This is a genomic window from Streptomyces sp. NPDC000941, from assembly GCF_053599555.1.
Map to the genome: position 1 here is coordinate 1 of NZ_JBSFMM010000234.1, position 17,146 is coordinate 17,146.

Genomic DNA, 17,146 nt, shown 5'->3' on the forward strand with positions numbered 1-17,146 from the left:
GGCGTGTCGCTGTCCCATACTCACCGCGAAGTCACTGGCACACCCGGCCCGACGGCTCGTCCGGCAGATAGGCCGAGCGCTCCCGCCGGGTGAGGTCCCGGTCGACGATCCCGCAGATCTTGCCGATCGCCGCGGCGGGCCGCCGCAGGTCGATGTCCCACAGCCGTACGGTCTCGTCGTCGCTGCCGGTGGCCAGGGTGCGCCCGTCCGGGCCGAACGCCACCCCCCACACGTCGGCGGTGTGGCCGCGCAGCGACCCGCGGGATTCGCCGATCGCCGCGTCCCACAGCCGTACGGTCTCTCCGCCGCCGCTGGCCAAGGTGCGCCCGTCGGGGCTGAAGGCCACCGACTGCACGCTCTCGGTGTGCCCGTCGAGCACATCCCGGGTCCGCCCGCTCGCCACATCCCACAGCCGCACCGAGCCGTCCGCGCTGCCGGTGGCCAGGGTTCGGCCGTCCCGGCTGAACGCCGCGGACCACACGGCGTCGGTGTGGCCCTTGAGGGTGCGCAGGGCGCGGCCGGTCCGCACGTCCCACAGGCGCACCGTACGGTCGACGCCGGTGGTGGCCAGCGTGCGGCCGTCCGGGCTGAACGCCGCCGACAGCACGCCCTTGGCGTGGCGGAGCACACGAAGGGCCCGGCCACTCGCCACATCCCACAGCCGCGCGGTCTTGTCGCTGCTGCCGGTGGCCAGCGTGCGCCCGTCGGGGCTGAACGCCACGGACCGTACGAAGTCGGTGTGGCCGTACAGCCCGCGGCGGGACAGGCCGGTGTCCGGGTCCCACAGGCGGACATTCCCGTCGAAGCGTCCGGTCGCCAGGGTGCGGCCGTCGGGGCTGAACGCCAGCGACGGCACCGCCTCACGCGACCCGAGCGTGATGGTCCGCACGACCTCGCCGCTCGCCGCACCCCACACCTTCACGATGTCGTCACGGCCGTTGCCACTGGCGAGAGTACGGCCGTCGGGGGCGAACGCCACCGACAGCACACCGCCGGGCTGCCTGGCCAGGATGTCCCTGGTGCGGCCGGTCGCCACGTCCCACAGCCGCAGCAGCCCGTCGTCCCCGCCGGTGGCCAGCGTGCGGCCGTCGGGGCTGAACGCCACCGACGACACCGGGCCGTCGTAGCCGAGGGAGAAGGCGTCCCGGGCCCGGCCCGCGTCGAGGTCCCACAGCCGCACATGGGTGCCGCCGCCCCCGGTCGCCAGCGCCCGGCCGTCCGGGCTGAACGCCAGCGAACGCGTCGGGCCGAGCTCGGGGAGGGTGTCCCGGAGTTCACCGGTACCCGCGTTCCACAGCCGGACGGAACGTTCGCCCCCGCCGGTGGCCAGCGTGCGGCCGTCGGGGCTGAAGGCCACCGCGAGCACACCTTCCGAGTCGCCGGTCAAGCTCGTGCGGAGGCGGCCGGTCCTGGCGTCCCACAGCCGCACCTTCCGGTCGATGGCGCCCGTGGCCAGCGTGCGACCGTCCGGGCTGAACGCCACCGAGGCGACCGTGTCGGCGTGGCCGGTGAGGGTCGCGCGGACGCGGCCGGTCCCGGTGTCCCACAGCCGCACCAGCCCGTCGGAGCGGCCCGTGGCCAGCGTGCGGCCATCCGGGCTGAACGCCATCGTCATCGTCGCGCCCGCGCGGGGGGTGAGGGTGCGCCGCACCCGCCCGGTGTCCGCGTCCCTCAGCCGCACCTCACGGCCGTCGGCGACGGCGAGCGTACGGCCGTCCGGGCTGAAGGCCACCGACGTCACCAGGCCGGCGTGGCCGGTCAGGGTTTTACGGACCCGTCCGGACCCGGCGTCCCGCAGCAGCACCGTCCGGTCCTCGCCGCCCGTGGCCAGCGTGCGGCCGTCCGGGCTGAACGCCACCGACAGCACCTGGCCCTTGTGCCCGGTGAGCCGCTTCTGCGCGGGAAGGGCCGCCGCGGCGTACAGGCTGTCCGTGGCCTCGGCGGTGGGGTGGGTCCGGTACGCCTGTACGGCCAGCAGCGCCGCCAGGTCGGGGTCCTGGTCCAGCAGCGCGGTGGACTGGGCGGCCAGCTGCCTGGACTGCGCCAACTGCCGCGCGGCCTGGGCCTTGCGCTCCTCGCCGACGGCCGTGTTCCGCTGCCAGAACGCGACACCGGCGGCCACCAGGGCCAGGCACAGCGCCACGGAGACCGCGGTCAGAACCTGGCGCAGCCGGCGCCGCTCCTTGCGCAGCCCCGCCCGGCTCTCGGCGAGGAAGGCATCCTCGACCGGGATGAGGTCCGCGGCCCGCTCGGGCGGGCCGAACGCCTCGTCCGCCTCCGCCAGCCGTACGCCCCGGTAGAGCGCCCCGGGATCCCGGCCAAGACGCTCCCACGCGGTGGCGTCCTCGGTCAGCTGACGGTGGACGCGCAGCAGGCGGCGGTCCTCGTCGATCCAGTCGCGCAGCCGGGGCCAGGCGGTGATCAGCGCCTCGTGCGCGAGGTTGACGACCTCGTCGTCGAGGGTGATCAGGCGCGCGCGGGCCAGCCGCTCCAGCACCGCCACCGCCACCGACTCCGCCTCCGCCTCGCCGGGCCCGCCGGCCCGGAGTTCGGCGCGGTCCGCCGGGCGGCGGGTGTCGGGCGCCCCCTCGCCCGGGGTGACCAGCCGCAGCAGGCTCCGCCGGACGGCCTGTGCCTGGTCGGGCGGCAGCCGGGCGTACAGGTCCTCGGCGGTCTGGGCGACCGCGCCGTGGATACCGCCGGTCGCCTCGTACGTGGCCATGGTCAGCGCGCGGCCACGGCGGCGGCGCCAGGTCTCCAGCAGGACGTGGGACAGCAGCGGCAGCCCGCCGGGCTCGTCGGCGACCTCCTCGACGAGCCGCGCGGTCAGGGTGCGCTCGACGATCAGCCCCTCGGCGGCGGCCGGTCCGACGATGGCCTCGCGCAGCTCCTCGGGGGTCATCGGGGCCACCAGCAGCGTGGCGTCCCGCAGCGCGTCGGCGAGCGCGCGGTGCCCGGCGCAGTGGCCGAAGAAGTCGGCGCGGACGGCGACCACGACCCGTAACCGGCGCTCGGGGTCGCGGGCGGCCAGCAGCAGGTCGATGAACTCCGCCCGCTCGGCGGGGTCATGGCACAGGGTGAAGGTCTCCTCGAACTGGTCGACGACCACCACCGTGTCGCCCCCGCCGTCGGCCGGGGCGAGGAGATGCGCATGGCTCCGGGCGGGGTGCGGGCCGGGAGTAAGGATCCGGAGGGCGGCGGGCCGCTCCCGGGCCGGTCCCCCGTCCCCCGCCCGCAGGGCCGGGATGAGCCCGGCGCGCAGCAGCGAGGACTTCCCGCTGCCCGACGCGCCGACCACGGCCGCGAACCGCCGCGCCCGTACCAGCCCGACCAGGTCCTCGGTCAGCCGGTCGCGGCCGAAGAACCGCTCCCGGTCCTCCGGCTGGAAGCGCCGCAGCCCCGGATACGGCGGAACGGCGTCGTCGTCCTCGGGCGGCTCGGCCAGCAGCTGGTCCGTCACCCGCTGCCAGCGCCGCTCCCACTCCGCGCGGTCCCCGCCGCACGCGGTCACATACGCCAGAGCGACCGGCAGCGAGGGAAGTCTGTCGCCGGAGGCCGCCTGGGCGAGGGTCGCCGTGGAGTACTCCGTCCTGCGCGCCATCGCCCGATACGTCAACCCGCCCGCGTGTCGCCGCAAGGCCCGCAGCTCATGGGCGAATCGCTCCACCGGCCCGGCACTCGGATCCAGCGGGCTCTCCCGACGCCCCATCTGATGCCCCTCCCCCTCATGGCCTGGGCGTTCCGCCCGGCCCGCGCCTCCCACCCGTACCGGACGCCGCGCGGCCACCGGCCGTTCCCGGCCCAACGTAATTGTCCAGCGCGGCGATTGGGGCCTGCCAGACAACGTCCGGCCCAGAAAACTCGAGGTCAGACGGGGTCGCACCGGCCGGACAACGCGGCGGGACCGCACACCTCGTCCATCCATCGCGAACGAGGGGAACAAGCACATGCACACGAAGATGCGACTGGTGGGCGCCGCCGTGGCGGGGGCGGTTCTGCTCCCGGTCGGCGCATCGTCGACGGCCTTCGGCCAGTCGGCGCCGACGGGGGCGGCTGGGGCGACGGCCGCTCGCGGCTGTGTCTCGAAGCTGCCCGACAGCGCCAAGGCGCAGACGGACCGCGTCACCGCGCTCATCCAGAAGCTGGAAGGCCAGGGTCTCTCCCAGGAGCGGATCGACGCGAAGCTGGCCGCGGACTACTGCCTGGAGCGGGTGGACGGGGGCGGTTCGGAGCTGAGCACGCTCGGCAACCCGAGCGATGAGATCAAGATCGCAAGGCCGGTCATCTACAAGGCCGAGGGTAAGGACCGTTACATCGCCGCCGCCGGCTGGAAGTGGAAGAAGATCCCCTCCAACACCAAGGGGTACGACGCGTTCGCCATCAGCTTCAGCAAGAAGGTCACCCCCCTGGCGCACTCTCTTGTCTACCGGGGCAACGGGCAGGTCTACGGCAAGAAGAAGATGACGCAGGCGTTCAAGTCCGGCGCCTACGGAGCGGGATTCCTCTTCAACGAGGGCCCGAACCTGGGCAAGGTCGACATGCAGGGGTACCAGGGCACCATGGGTATCTCCTTCAAGGCCAGCAAGCGCGGCTGCTGGAACCTCCAGGCGTTCTCCAAGTACGGCCACTCCTGGAAGTCCCAGAGCGCGACCGGCATCACCCTCGGGCTCACGAGTATCGGCATCACCTGGGCGAACAACAGCAACAAGTGGACCCAGGCCAGCCAGCCCAGCAAAGAGGTGAGGGTGTGCCGCCGCTAGTAACGGCATAGTCAGCAGCGGTCGGCGTCCCCGAGCGGGGCGCCGACCGCGGGGGAGGGAGTACAAGATGTCCATGCGAAGCCTCTGGGGCCGCTGGTTCGCGCCCCGGCCCCGGCTGCGGGTGCCGCTCGCCGTGGCGCTCGTCCTCGCGCTGGGGGCGGGCGGCTGGCAGGCGTACGCCCGGTTCACGGACGACGACGGCCCGCGCGAGTGGACGAAGGGCCCGTACGACAAGGCCCCCGCCGCGCTGGGGAAGACGGCCCCGGCCAGACCCGGTGAGATGGTGCGGCGGCTGAACCAGGTGCCCGAGGCCGTCGTCGGCGGCCTGGCGCTGTACGACGACCGCACCCGCGCCGGCGAAACCCGCCTGACCGCCGTCGGTCTGCGCACGGACCGGACCTACTGGGAGTACGGGCGCGACGCGAACCTGTACGACCTGGGGGTCGGGGACGAACTGGCCGTCCTGTGGTGGCACGACGGCGGTCTGACCGCCGTCGATCTGCGCACCGGCGAACCGCGCTGGCACACCGAGGCGCCGCGGACATCCACCGACCGCCACCACAGCCTGGTCACCAATCTGCGCGTCACGGACCAGGTCGTGCTCGCCGAATCGGAGGAGGAGGTGTGGGCGCTCTCCCCGGCCGATGGAAAGCGCCGGTGGCGGGCCGCGCCGCCGAAGGGCTGCGAGCGGTGGTCCCCCGTCGACCCGCCGCTCACCCTCCGGGAGGTGTACGTCGTGGCGGCGGGCGACTGCCCGGACGACCCCGCCCTGGACCTCGATCCGCAGACCGACCGGATGGCGCAGGTCGGCCTGGCCGCGGACACCGGCACCGTACGGTGGCGGTTCCCGCACGACGCCGCGCTCCGGCCCTATCTGCCAGCGGACGGCACCACCTTGGTCCTCGCCCCGGCGCGCCGCGACGGCGGTATGGCGGTGACCGATGTCTCCGGACGGCGGCCCGGCACCCGTACCCTGCCGTTCCCCGGCGGGGAGCGGAGCCGGGGCGCCACGGCCCACACCCTGGTGGCGCAGGAGCGCGACGACCCCGGCGCGCTGCGCGGCTACGCCCTGGACGACGGCCGGCGGCAGTGGACCCACCGGGCGGCGAAGGGCACCCGTCTCGGGCGGGCGCTGGTCGCCGAAGGGCGGGTGTACGTCGTGGAGCAGCCGTTGCAGGAGGCGGGCCGGCCGCCCCCGGCCGGTCCGTCGCGGCTGCTGGTCCTGGACGCCGAGCGCGGCGGGCTCGTGCACTCCATGAGCCTGCCCGAGCTGGATCGGAGCGGCAGCGGGGCGGAGCAGCAGCTGGTGCCGTCGCTCGCCGGGGACGGCGTGGTCGCCGTCTCCTGGAGCCGGTTCCCCGGCACAGGCCCTGATGTACTGCTCCTCACCGACGCCCAGCCCTGAGCGGGCGGCCTCAGGAAGCCTTCGTCGTCGGGTCGACGGCCACGGGCGGAGCGGCGGCGGGCGGGTCCGCGGCGGCCGGTTTGCGGAGGAGCAGCAGCGCCGCGTCGTCGTGGAGCCGGCCGCCGACGTGGTCCAGCAGGTCGTCGTGGAGGGCGGCCAGGGTGCGGGACGGGTCGTCGCAGGTGTGCCGGGCCACCCGCTCGGCGAGCGGATAGAACGCCCGGCCGCAGTCGCGGGCCTCGGTGACCCCGTCGGTGTACAGCAGCAGCTGGTCGCCGTCGGCGAAGGGCAGCACCTGGAGGCTCGGGCGGCGTACGACGAGGGAGCGCAGGCCCAGCGGCGGGGCCGGGTGGGTCGGCTCGATCGCCGTGACGGCGGTGGCGCCGCTGACCAGCAGCGGCGCGGCATGGCCGCAGTTGACGACCTCCATCCGGCCCGGCTCCGGGTATCCGGCGACCACGGCGGTGACGAAGTCGTCGGGGCCGAGGTTACGGGTCAGGCTGCGCTCGATCCGCTCGACGACGTCCAGCAGGTCCGGCTCGTCGTACGCGGCCTCGCGGAAGACGCCCAGCACCAGCGCGGTGGTGCCGACCGCGGGCAGCCCCTTGCCGCGCACATCGCCGACGATCAGCCGCACACCGTACGGGGTGGGCACCAGCGCGTACAGGTCGCCGCCGATCCGGGCCTCCGCGGCGGCCGCGCTGTAGCGCACGGCCACCTGGAACGGGCCGACCGTCGCGGGCACCGGTCTGAGCAGCGCGTTCTGGGCGGTCTCGGCGACCGAGCGAACGGCCGCCAGCACCCGCTCACGGCGCCCGCGCAACAGGCTGGCCAGCGCGCTCGCCAGGGTGACGGCGCTCAGCGCGGCCAGCGTGACCGCCAGCTCATGGAGCGGCTCACCGGTCTGGGCGCCGAGGACCGCGCCAAGACCCGTGGTGAGGGTGCCGATGCCCAGCACGCCCCAGGGCCGGCAGGTCGCCGCGGCCAGCGCGGGGCCGACGGCGAGCAGCGGAAGCCAGCTCATCCCGGCGTCGCCGAGAACGACGAGCAGCGCGACCAGGGAGGTGGTCACCGCGGTCACCACGACCGCGATATACGCCCCGCAGCGGGACTGGTCCAGCGAGGCGGCCCAGGATGCGGGGTCCGGCCGCCTGATGGGCTGCCGGTTCGTCCGATGGCCATGGTGATGGTCTCGGGCCTGGCTCATATCCGGGTCTGAACTCTCTCCGCTCGTGGCAGACACGCACACCTGAATGTCCGCGATGCCCGTGATGTCCGTGTGCTCTACCTAACAGGAGTCCGGGCGGCGACCACAAGGGTCCGCATTTCAGATAGTGAATCCCGGCGGCGACAGAGAGCGGAATCCCCGCGCGCGGCGCATTTCAGCAGCGGGTGAATTTCAGGCACTGAGCGAAAGACCCCTGGTCACGCGGTTCCCCGCCGGAATCAGCCGGTCCCGGATCTCGTCGATGCGCGAAGTCGCGATACGCGAGGTCCCCAGGCGCAAGGACGGGGCCACCCGCAGCGAGACCCCGAGCGAGCCGATCGTCTCCCCGCTGTAGACCGGCACCGCGAGACAGACCGTGCCCAGCGCGTACTCCTCGCGGTCGAGAACGGGCATGCCCTCCGGGACGGTCTCCAGCCGCCGGACCAGCTCCTCCCTGCGGGTGATCGTCCGGGGCGTGAGGCCGGGCAGCGGATGCCGGGACAGATAGTCCTGGCGGGACTCGGCGTCCAGCTCGCGCAGTACGCATTTGCCCAGGGCCGTGGCGTGTCCCGCCTCCTCGAACCCCACCCAGAGGTCGACCCGCGGCGCCCGCGGGCTGTCGACGATATCGGCGACCCTGATCTCGCCGTCCTCGTAGAAGGTCAGATACGCGGCGACCACCAGGTCGTCGCGGAGCGCGGTGAGCGCGGGGCGCACCCGGGCCAGCGACGCCTGGCCGCGGCTTCCCGCGCACAGCGCGCCGATCTTGTCCCCGATGACGAACCCGCCGTCGTCGAGCTTGCGCGCGTACCCGTCGTGACACAGGGTGCGCAGCAGGTGGTAGGTGGTGGCCAGGGGCAGCCCGACCTCGCGTGCGAGCTGTTTCGCCGGCGCGCCGCCCTCGTGCGCGCCGACGGCCTCCAGCAGACGGAGGGCCCGCTGCACGGATGTGATGAGCGTAGGGGCCGCCTGAGCGCTCATGAGTCCAGCTTGCGCCGGGTGCGCGGGGCAGGCAAGGCCCGGCGGCGGCCGCCCGGACCCCGATGGCCTCCACACCATCTTTCACCAGCTCAACTACGTCTGCTTCACGCTTACTTCACACATTCGCGGGTTTGTTAAGTACCCCTTGTCGCAACCACTTGTGCGTGTCATTGTCCTTTCCATTCATCTCCCGTCGATCACTTCCGCTTCCCACCCCGCCCGGAGCTCAAGTGTCCGCCGAATCGAAGCCCGCATCGAAGTCCGCCCCCGAACCGCCCGCCGAGCGTCCCGAGTCGGACGTCGGCCGACGGGTGCATGCGTTCCGGCGCCTGCGCCGGATGTCGCTGCGCGCCCTCGCGGAGCGCAGCGATGTCAGCGGGAGCTTCCTCAGCCAGCTCGAGCGCGGGCGCAGCAGCGCCTCCATCTCGACGCTGGCGCGTATCGCCTCCGCCCTCGGCATCACCATGGCCGAGCTGTTCGACACCTCGGCCATCGGCCCCACGCCCCTGCGCGAGCAGGACCGGCCGGAGCTCCCCTGGGTCGGCGGGGGCCGCAAGACGTCGCTCACCCGGGAGCCGCTGTCCGGGTTCGGGGCGTACGAGGCCGAGTTCGCGCCGGGAGGCTCGACCGGGGACGAGCAGTACAGCCACCCCGGGTGGCATGAGGTCGTCGTGGTCCTGACCAACCAGGTGACCGTGGAGCTCGACACCGAGCGCTTCGTACTCGGCGAGGGAGACAGCCTGGACTTCGACTCCAGGCAGCCACACCGCATCGTCAACGAGACCGATGCTCTGTCCGTCGTTCATTGGGTGCTGGGCCCCACACAGCCCGGCGACAAGGAGTAGCCGATGTTCCCCCGATCCCCACTCTCCGGAGCGTCCCACGGCACCCAGACGCTCCCCAGAGCCCGGAGGCGGCGGCCCGCGATGGCCGGGACCGCCCTCGCGACCGTCGGTGTGCTGCTCACCGCTGCCGGTTGCGCGCAGGGCGGACCCGGCGAGGACGCCGACTCGGCGGATCTCGTCGGTCAGCCGGCGGGCACGGTCAAGAAGGACGCGCTCAACGGCGTCCGGATGACCTTTGTGTCGTACGGCGGGGGCATGCAGGACGGCCAGGAAGGGGCGTTCGTCAAACCGTTCGCCAAGGACTCCGGCGCCGATGTGCTCACCGACGGCCCCACCGACCCCGCCAAGATCAAGGCCCAGGTGAACTCGAAGAACGTGCTGTGGGACGTGGTCGACACCACGCCATGGGACGCCGCGGCCAACTGCGAGACGCTGTACCAGAAGCTCGACTACACGATCATCAATACCGGCCAGCTGCCGCGCCAGACGCCCGAGTCCCCCTGTATGGTCCCCTCGCTGATCTACGGATACGGCCTCTTCTACAACGCCGACAAATACGGCGACAACCCGCCCACCACCTGGGCGGACTTCTTCGACACCGAGAAGTTCCCGGGCAAGCGGGCCGTCGACGGCCGCCCGACCCCCACCCCCGGCATCTTCGAGGCGGCCCTGCTGGCCGACGGCGTGGGCCCGAGCAAGCTGTATCCGCTGGACACCAAGCGGGCGCTGGGCAAATGGGACGACATCAAGTCCGACCTCACGTACTGGAAGACCGGCGCCCAGCAGACCCAGATCGCGCAGTCCGGCCAGGCAGACATGATCATGGCCTGGAGCGGCCGTATCTACGAGGCCAACGCCAACGGCGCGAACTTCCGCCCGGTGTGGAACAACAGCTTCACCCTGTACGACGTGTTCGCCGTGCCCAAGGGCTCGAAGAACACCAAGGCCGCGATGGGCCTGATCAACTACGCGCTCGGCGAGGAGCAGCAGACCAGGCAGTCGGAGTACACCAGCTACGCACCGGTCAACGTCAACTCCAAGCCCACGCTGTCCCCGCAGGCCCAGAAGCTCGACCCGACACAGGAGAAGGTGCTCAACCAGTCCATCACCCCGGACTTCACCTACTGGGGCCAGAACCGCGACAAGCTGTCCACGGCCTGGACCGACTGGCTGAACCGATGACAGCGCTCTCCCCCGGGACCAGACCCGGCCGGCGCCGCTCCGCCACCGCGGCGGAGCGTGCGCCGGGCTCCCGGCGCTGGCTGCTGATCGTGCCGACGGCGCTGCTGGTGCTGGCCGGTTTCGGCTACCCGGTCGCCACGATCGTGGTGCGCAGCGTCACCCAGCCGGAGCCCGGGCTGCAGAACTTCTCCTGGCTGCTGCACGACGCCACCGCGCTCGACGTACTGGGCCGGACCCTGGTCGTCGCCGCCGTGGCCACGCTGATCACCCTCGTGCTCGGCTATCCGTACGCGTATCTGATGACGGTCTCCGGACCGGCGCTGCGCGGGCTGCTGATGCTGGCCGTGCTGATGCCGTTCTGGACCAGCCTGATGGTGCGCGTCTTCTCCTGGGTGATCATCCTTCAGGACCATGGCGTGCTGAACACCGTCCTGGACTCGCTGGGCCTGGGCCGGACGCAGCTGCTCGGGACCACCACGGGCGTGCTGATCGGCATGTGCCAGATCCTGATGCCGTTCATGGTGCTGCCGCTGTTCAACGCGATGCGCTCGATCGACGGGCGGTTGGTGCAGGCCGGGATGATCTGCGGCGCACCGCCCTGGAAGGCGTTCTGGCGGGTCTTCGTCCCGCTGTCGCTGCCCGGGGTGTTCGCCGGGTCGCTGATGGTGTTCATCCTCTCGCTCGGCTTCTACATCACCCCCGCCGTACTCGGCTCGCCCCGCCAGGAGCTGCTGCCCAACGCGCTGTACACGCAGATCAGCGAGTTGCTGAACTGGGGCCGGGGCGGGGCGCTCGCGGTGGCGCTGCTGCTGACCGCCGGGGTCCTGCTCGCGGTGACGACGTGGGTGTCGAAGCGGGTGACGGGTAAGTCGGCCCAGGTCACAGGAGGTCTGGAGCTGTGAGCAGACGCATCCCCCTGAAGATCTTCGGCGCGCTGGTCGCGCTCTGGCTGGTCGCCCCGACGCTGGTGGTGATCCCGCTCAGCTTCACCGGGCAGCGCTCGCTGGCGTTTCCGCCCGAGCGCTGGTCCCTGCGGTGGTACGAGACCTTCTTCTCGGACCGCCGCTGGGTGGACGATCTGCTGAACTCGCTGCAGATCGCCGCCCTCGTCGGGGTCCTGGCCACGGTGGCGGGCACGGCCGCGAGCTACGCCCTGACCCGCGGCCGGTTCCGGGGCCGCGGCGCGGTGGGCGCGCTGCTGATCGCCCCGATGCTGGTGCCCACGGTCGTCTTCGGCGTGGGCGTCTACGCCCTGTTCCTGCAACTGCGGCTGGTGGGGACGTTCACCGGGTTCCTGATCGCGCACACCGTACTGGCCCTGCCGTTCGTGATCATCCCGGTGTCCTCGGTGCTGTCGCGGTTCGACACCACGCTGGAGCGCGCGGCGGCGATCTGCGGGGCGAGCCGGGCGCGCGCCTTCTTCAGCGTCACCCTGCCGGTGATCGCGCCCGGTCTGCTGTCCGGGTTCATGTTCGCCTTCGTGACCTCCTTCGACGAGGTCGTGGTGTCCATGTTCATCTCCAGCCCCTATCTGGAGACCCTGCCGGTGCGGATGTACAGCAGCATCCAGCGCGACGTCGATCCCACCATCGCCGCCGCGGCCACCCTCATCATCTGCTTCACCAGCGCGCTGATCGCGATCGCGCTGCTCGCACAATCCCGGAGGCGACGTGTCAGCTGACCTCGAACACCGTGGGTCCGCCAACCCCATGTCGGCCGACCTGAAGCGCAGCGGTGCCGCCATCGAACTGCGCGGCCTGACCAAGACGTACGGGTCGAGCCAGGCCGTACGCGGCGTCGATCTGACCATCGAGCCCGGCGAGTTCATGACGTTCCTGGGCCCCAGCGGCTCGGGCAAGACCACCACGCTCAACATGATCGCCGGGTTTGTCCCGCCGACCTCGGGCGACATCCTGGTCGACGCCGAACCGCTGAACGCCGTGCCCCCGCACCGGCGCGAGATGGGCATGGTCTTCCAGGGGTACGCGCTGTTCCCGCATCTGAGCGTGTGGGACAACATCGAGTTCCCGCTGCGGCAGCGGAAGATGCCCAAGGCCCAGCGGCGCGAGCTGGTGCGCGCGGCGGTGCGCACCGTACAGCTGGAGGGGTTCGAGCGGCGCCGCCCCGCCCAGCTGTCCGGCGGCCAGCAGCAGCGCGTCGCCTTCGCCCGGGCCATCGTCTACCGGCCGCCGGTGCTGCTGATGGACGAGCCGCTGGGCGCGCTGGACAAAAAACTCCGCGAGGCCCTTCAGGAGGAGATCCGCGAGATCCACCGCCAGGTCGGCACCACCTTCGTCTACGTCACCCACGACCAGGAGGAGGCGCTGACCCTCTCGGACCGGATCGCGGTCTACGACGACGGGCGGATCGTGCAGGTCGGCACGGCCGAGGAGCTGTACGAGCGGCCCGAGTCGCTGTTCGTCGCCCAGTTCCTCGGCGAGTCCACGCTGCTGCGCGGCGTCGTCCACCCCGACGACCGGGGGCGGCTGCACGCGGGCGCGTACGGCATCCCGCTCCCGGGCGGGCACACGGTGCGCGGCGACGCCGTGGTGGTGATCCGCCCCGAACGGCTACGGCTGTCGGCCGAGCAACCGGCCCCGGGCCGGGCCGGGGTGCCGGTCACCGTGCGCGACGAGACGTACCTCGGCCATTCGCGGAAGCTGACGGTAGAACTGCCCGGCGGGTCCACCGGCCTGGTCCGGGAGGGCCCCGGCACCGCCTCCGGGCTGCGCGTAGGCGACACCGGCTTCGCCACGTGGGACCCGACGGCAGCGGCGGTGGTCCCCGACAAGCGACTTTCGGTTAAGGACAATTGACGTGATCAACGGTCAGATCTCCTTCTGGATGCAGGACACGGCCACGCCCGCACGCCCCGAGCGCCCGCCGCTGGACGGGGACACCACGGTCGATGTGTGCGTCGTCGGCGCGGGGTACACCGGTTTGTGGACGGCGTACTGGCTGCGCCAGGCGCTGCCCGACGCCTCGATCCTCGTCGTCGAGGCCCGCCATGCCGGCTATGGCGCCTCCGGCCGCAACGGCGGCTGGCTCTCCGGCAAGATGATCGGGCTCACGCGCCATATGGCCGAGGGCCCCGGCGGCCGGCAGGCGGTGCTCGAGTTGCGGCGCGCGGCGGTAGCAGCGCTGGACGAGATCCTCGACATCATGTCCGACCACGACGCGGACGTGGACGCCGCACACGGCGGCTATCTGACGATCGGCCGCACCCCCTCCGAACTGGCCCGGCTCCGGGCGACGGTGGCCGCCGAACGCGACTGGGGCATGACCGAGGACGACGTACGGCTGCTGTCCGCGGCCGAGACGGCGGACCGGATCAGCATCAGCGGGGCGCTCGGCGCCCTGTACAGCCCGCACAACGTACGGCTGCACCCCGGAAAGCTGGTCACCGGCCTCGCCTCGGCCGTCGAGGCCGCCGGCGTCCGGATCGCCGAGCGCACCCCGGCCCTGGACATCCGCCCCGGGCAGGTGCGCACCGCACACGGCACCGTGACCGCCCGCCACATCCTGCGCGCGACCGAGGGCTACACCGCGCAACTGCCCGGCCGCCGCCGGGACATGCTGCCCATGAACAGCTCGATGGTCATCACCGAGCCGCTGTCCGAAGCGGACTGGAAGACCATCGGCTGGTCCGGCGGCGAGGCCCTTTCCGGCGCTCAGCACACCTACTTCTACGCCCAGCGCACCGCCGACAACCGCATCGCCCTCGGCGGCCGCGGCCTCCCGTACCGCTTCGGCTCCCGCCTCGACCGCGACGGCCGCCTGGACAGCTGGACCATCGGCCAGCTGCACGGGGTCATGCGCGGCCTGTGGCCCGACGTCCCCTTCGAGCTCGCCCACGCGTGGTGCGGCTCGCTGGGCGTACCGCGCGACTGGTCCCCCTCGGTGGTCTGGGACCAGGCCACGGGCCTCGGCCACGCCGGGGGCTACGTCGGGCAGGGCGTGACGGCCTCGTATCTGGCCGGCCGCACCCTCGCCGACCTGGTCGCCGGCAAGAACACCCGCTACACCCGCCTGCCGTGGTCGGGCCGCACCTCGCCGCGCTGGGAACCGGAGCCGCTGCGCTGGCTGGGCTCGTACGCGATGTACGGCCTGTACCGGATCGCCGACCTCAGCGAGGGCAGCACCCGCCACGAGCGCACCTCGACCTTCGCGCGGCTGGCGGACGCGATCACCGGCCGGCACTGAGCTCTCCGGGCGCGGCCGGCACTCAGGCCGGACGGTATGTGGTCACCAGCAGCGTGGCGGCGGCGCGCGGCCCATGGGTGGTGGCGGGCAGTACGTCGACGCTGGTCCGGGTGAACCCGGCCGCGTCGAGCAGCTTGGTCCACACCTGCCCCTGAAGCACCCAGCGATGCATTGTGGCCGCTTCCCCCTGTGGTGTCTTGACCGGAATGTCGACGGCCACAGCCTCGCACTGGGCGGGCTCGCCGCCCACGTAGTGGGCGAGGGTGGAGAACACCAGCCGCCCACCGGGCCGCAGCGCAGCGGCCGCCGCCGGCAGCAGTTCGCGCGGGTCGGTGAAGTCCAGGGCGCCGAAGACGCTGTACAGCACGTCATACGTATCGGCCCGCTCGCGCAAATGGGTCACGACGTCGGACCGCACGATGCGCAGCCGCGGTGCGAGGTGGCCGTACAGGTCGGTGGCCATCGCGCACTGCGCGGGCGAGGCATCGACGGCGACGATCCGGGCGGGCTGATGACGGATCGCCAGGTGCGCGGCCTGCCGGGCCGCTCCGGCGCCGAGGTCGCCGACGCACAGCCCGGTCAGGTCGCCGAGGACTTCCGCACCGGGGCCGGTGTCCTGGCTCCAGATCCAGTGAAAGGTCTCGGGGACGGCCCGGTCGTGGTCGGCGCGGGTGCGGCCGTAGTGGTGCCAGAGGTCTGCGGTGGTGGTCGTCACCCGCCCCATGGTGGCGGGCGCGTCCCGCCGACAGGCTGGTTCGCCGGAATCCCACTCCGACACGCTCGGGGCCCGGCCGACCGGCCGGGCCCGGATAGCGCCGGGCCCCCGACCTCCGCGCGGCCTCCAGAACCCGGCCGTGATCTGCGGCGCCGCGCCCCCCATCCCAAAAAATCGCTTGCTCTAGATCAAACGTTTTTTGCAAGGCTGCGTCAGGGGGCACCTCCCAGCGGTAGCCGGGGGAGCATAGGGCACGGGATGGTCGGGCGGATCCGGTTCGCGCTGCACGCGACCACATGGACGGAGGCGAATCCGGTGCCGCGCAGGTACCAGCCGCCAACGACGTCTCCGCCCCAGCTGAGCCGGTCTTCGGCGGCCGTGAAGCGCTCGAACCGCTGGGTGGGGTTCTTGTCGTGGTCGGTCATGAAGGAGGGGGTCAGTTCGGTGACCTGGTCCCGGTACCAGGCTGAGGCTTTCTCCGGTTCCTGGAAGGTGGCCTTGATCATTCTGGCGGGGCGCAGCAGCCAGAACGGCACCTCCAGCGGAGGCACTTCGCTGGCCACGAAGGCGGGGCTGGCGGCTGCGATCTGCCTCCACTCCTGGGACGACATGTTCTGGACGACGAGATGGGGCGGCCGACGCGCGGACTCACTGTCGTAGGTTCGGCGTTCTCCGGTCCAGCGATAGCAGTGCCAGTGATCGGGCATGGAGGGCTCCGGTGTAGTGGGGAGCGGCCCCGCCCACGGCGGGGGCGGTCTGAGGACGGGGCCGCGGTCTGGCTAGCGCGCGTACTGGCGTCCGTCGTCAGAGTCGCCGGGCGTCTGACCGCCGGGTGTCGGGGCGTCGGTGTCCGGCATGGTGTCGCCGCCTTCCGGGTCATGGCGGTGGACGGCATGCTGTAATCGCATAGGACCTCCTGTGAGTTGTTGAGTTGCGCAGAGGTGTCCCCGCGCTGGTTGCGCGGTCCTCGTCCCGGCCACTGGCCTGCAAGCGGGAGGCCGGGGCGAGGGTGGGGTGGGCCGTCGGGCGGCCCACCGGTCTAGGTGGCGTCCGCCTTCTTGTGGCAGTCGCAGTCGCACCGGACGGTGAAGAGGAGCAGTCCGCGGGTCGCGGGTGGTACCGGCTTCAGCCGAACTTCGCCCGGCCCCTTGCAAAACGCATGGATTTCGGCGGGTGTGGTGTCGGGGTCGGCGGTGTACAGCGCGCAGTACGGCGACATCCGCCGGGTGCCGACGGGGACGGTCACGTCGTGTGCCTCTCGCGCTGCAGGGTGACCAGCACCGTGTACAGGTCGGCGTCCGGGTGTGGCTGTCGGCGGTTGCAGTCCGGGCACAGGTGCCGCAGACAGCCGGGCCCAGACGCGACTGCGCGGAGCACGGTGATCGGTTCGCGCGTGGGCTTGTCGCAGCGATAGCAGCACTCGGTCACCGGGCGGCCCCTTCACGTGGGCCTAGCGCCGCGCTGGTGGCGATCTCCAGCGCGGCAAGCAGGGCTGCGGGGTCCGTGAGGTGCCGGTCGTGCCGGAGCGGTACGCGCCAGCGGACGCCGGGCCCGGTCGTGCGGGCCACCGGTGGCACCTCGATGTAGGCGGTCGCTCCCCACACCTCGATGCTGGGCAGTCGGCCCGTGTCCCATGCGGCGGCCGCCTCGGGAGCGATGAGCCAGTACAGCACGCCATCGAAGGGGTTCTCGATAACCGCCCCCGTCCTCGCACCCAGTAGGTCGAGGGCGCGTTCGCCGATGCCGATCGAGAGGGGGACGTAGGGTCGGGCCGGAGCGCCCTGTCTGTCTTTCGACAGGTGGGTTTCTCCGGCCCGCCCTCCGAACCGGACGTGCGACTTTCACCGC

At 72.2% G+C, this 17,146-nt stretch carries 16 protein-coding genes; 8 read left to right on the forward strand and 8 right to left on the reverse strand.

What is annotated here, in order from left to right; genetic code table 11:
• Positions 1 to 31: 31 nt before the first annotated feature.
• Positions 32 to 3,709 (reverse strand): nSTAND1 domain-containing NTPase, encoded by a 3,678-nt coding sequence (locus tag ACWDSL_RS44425; RefSeq protein ID WP_450494266.1) that lies wholly within the window; start codon positions 3,707 to 3,709, stop codon positions 32 to 34.
• Between the two features lie 238 nt (positions 3,710 to 3,947).
• Here ACWDSL_RS44425 and ACWDSL_RS44430 point away from each other — a divergent pair, with 238 nt between their 5' ends.
• Positions 3,948 to 4,760: a hypothetical protein gene (locus ACWDSL_RS44430; protein WP_450494268.1), complete on the forward strand. Its 813-nt coding sequence runs from the start codon at positions 3,948 to 3,950 to the stop codon at positions 4,758 to 4,760.
• A gap of 67 nt (positions 4,761 to 4,827) precedes the next feature.
• Positions 4,828 to 6,165 (forward strand): outer membrane protein assembly factor BamB family protein, encoded by a 1,338-nt coding sequence (locus ACWDSL_RS44435; RefSeq protein WP_450494270.1) that lies wholly within the window; start codon positions 4,828 to 4,830, stop codon positions 6,163 to 6,165.
• Between the two features lie 10 nt (positions 6,166 to 6,175).
• On the opposite strand, the gene ACWDSL_RS44440 is transcribed toward ACWDSL_RS44435, so the two are convergent.
• A complete protein-coding gene (locus ACWDSL_RS44440) occupies positions 6,176 to 7,372 on the reverse strand; it encodes a PP2C family protein-serine/threonine phosphatase (protein ID WP_450494271.1) in 1,197 nt (398 codons plus the stop codon).
• A 192-nt stretch (positions 7,373 to 7,564) separates the two neighbouring features.
• Positions 7,565 to 8,353: an IclR family transcriptional regulator gene (locus tag ACWDSL_RS44445; RefSeq protein ID WP_450494273.1), complete on the reverse strand. Its 789-nt coding sequence runs from the start codon at positions 8,351 to 8,353 to the stop codon at positions 7,565 to 7,567.
• Positions 8,354 to 8,583: 230 nt separating this feature from the next.
• Between ACWDSL_RS44445 and ACWDSL_RS44450 the strand changes: the two genes are divergently transcribed.
• From ACWDSL_RS44450 to ACWDSL_RS44475, 6 genes are read left to right on the forward strand one after another with little or no spacing between them, the layout of a single operon-like run.
• On the forward strand, positions 8,584 to 9,198 hold the full coding sequence (locus ACWDSL_RS44450; protein ID WP_450494275.1) for a helix-turn-helix domain-containing protein: 615 nt from the start codon (positions 8,584 to 8,586) through the stop codon (positions 9,196 to 9,198).
• Positions 9,199 to 9,201: 3 nt separating this feature from the next.
• On the forward strand, positions 9,202 to 10,380 hold the full coding sequence (locus tag ACWDSL_RS44455; protein ID WP_450494277.1) for an ABC transporter substrate-binding protein: 1,179 nt from the start codon (positions 9,202 to 9,204) through the stop codon (positions 10,378 to 10,380).
• Positions 10,377 to 11,282 carry an ABC transporter permease gene (locus ACWDSL_RS44460; protein WP_450494278.1) on the forward strand — a complete coding sequence of 302 codons (906 nt, stop codon included), beginning with the start codon at positions 10,377 to 10,379 and terminating at the stop codon, positions 11,280 to 11,282. The genes ACWDSL_RS44455 and ACWDSL_RS44460 overlap by 4 nt, the downstream gene beginning before the upstream one ends.
• On the forward strand, positions 11,279 to 12,061 hold the full coding sequence (locus ACWDSL_RS44465) for an ABC transporter permease (protein ID WP_450494280.1): 783 nt from the start codon (positions 11,279 to 11,281) through the stop codon (positions 12,059 to 12,061). The genes ACWDSL_RS44460 and ACWDSL_RS44465 overlap by 4 nt, the downstream gene beginning before the upstream one ends.
• Positions 12,051 to 13,196 carry an ABC transporter ATP-binding protein gene (locus ACWDSL_RS44470; RefSeq protein ID WP_450494281.1) on the forward strand — a complete coding sequence of 382 codons (1,146 nt, stop codon included), beginning with the start codon at positions 12,051 to 12,053 and terminating at the stop codon, positions 13,194 to 13,196. Before ACWDSL_RS44465 ends, ACWDSL_RS44470 begins: the two co-directional genes overlap by 11 nt.
• Position 13,197: 1 nt before the next feature.
• On the forward strand, positions 13,198 to 14,583 hold the full coding sequence (locus ACWDSL_RS44475) for an NAD(P)/FAD-dependent oxidoreductase (protein ID WP_450494282.1): 1,386 nt from the start codon (positions 13,198 to 13,200) through the stop codon (positions 14,581 to 14,583).
• 22 nt (positions 14,584 to 14,605) lie between these two features.
• Here the strand turns inward: ACWDSL_RS44475 and ACWDSL_RS44480 are convergent, their stop codons facing one another.
• The 5 genes from ACWDSL_RS44480 to ACWDSL_RS44500 all read right to left on the reverse strand — a co-directional run bounded on the left by ACWDSL_RS44480 (position 14,606) and on the right by ACWDSL_RS44500 (position 16,971).
• Positions 14,606 to 15,307 (reverse strand): class I SAM-dependent methyltransferase, encoded by a 702-nt coding sequence (locus ACWDSL_RS44480; RefSeq protein WP_450494284.1) that lies wholly within the window; start codon positions 15,305 to 15,307, stop codon positions 14,606 to 14,608.
• Positions 15,308 to 15,510: 203 nt separating this feature from the next.
• Positions 15,511 to 16,005, reverse strand: coding sequence for a hypothetical protein (locus ACWDSL_RS44485; RefSeq protein WP_450494286.1), 495 nt, complete (start codon positions 16,003 to 16,005; stop codon positions 15,511 to 15,513).
• Between the two features lie 72 nt (positions 16,006 to 16,077).
• Entirely contained in the window at positions 16,078 to 16,206 is a 129-nt protein-coding gene (locus ACWDSL_RS44490; RefSeq protein WP_450494288.1) for a hypothetical protein, read from the reverse strand.
• Between the two features lie 131 nt (positions 16,207 to 16,337).
• Positions 16,338 to 16,544 carry a hypothetical protein gene (locus tag ACWDSL_RS44495; protein WP_450494289.1) on the reverse strand — a complete coding sequence of 69 codons (207 nt, stop codon included), beginning with the start codon at positions 16,542 to 16,544 and terminating at the stop codon, positions 16,338 to 16,340.
• Positions 16,545 to 16,722: 178 nt separating this feature from the next.
• On the reverse strand, positions 16,723 to 16,971 hold the full coding sequence (locus ACWDSL_RS44500) for a hypothetical protein (RefSeq protein ID WP_450494291.1): 249 nt from the start codon (positions 16,969 to 16,971) through the stop codon (positions 16,723 to 16,725).
• Positions 16,972 to 17,146: the final 175 nt, after the last annotated feature.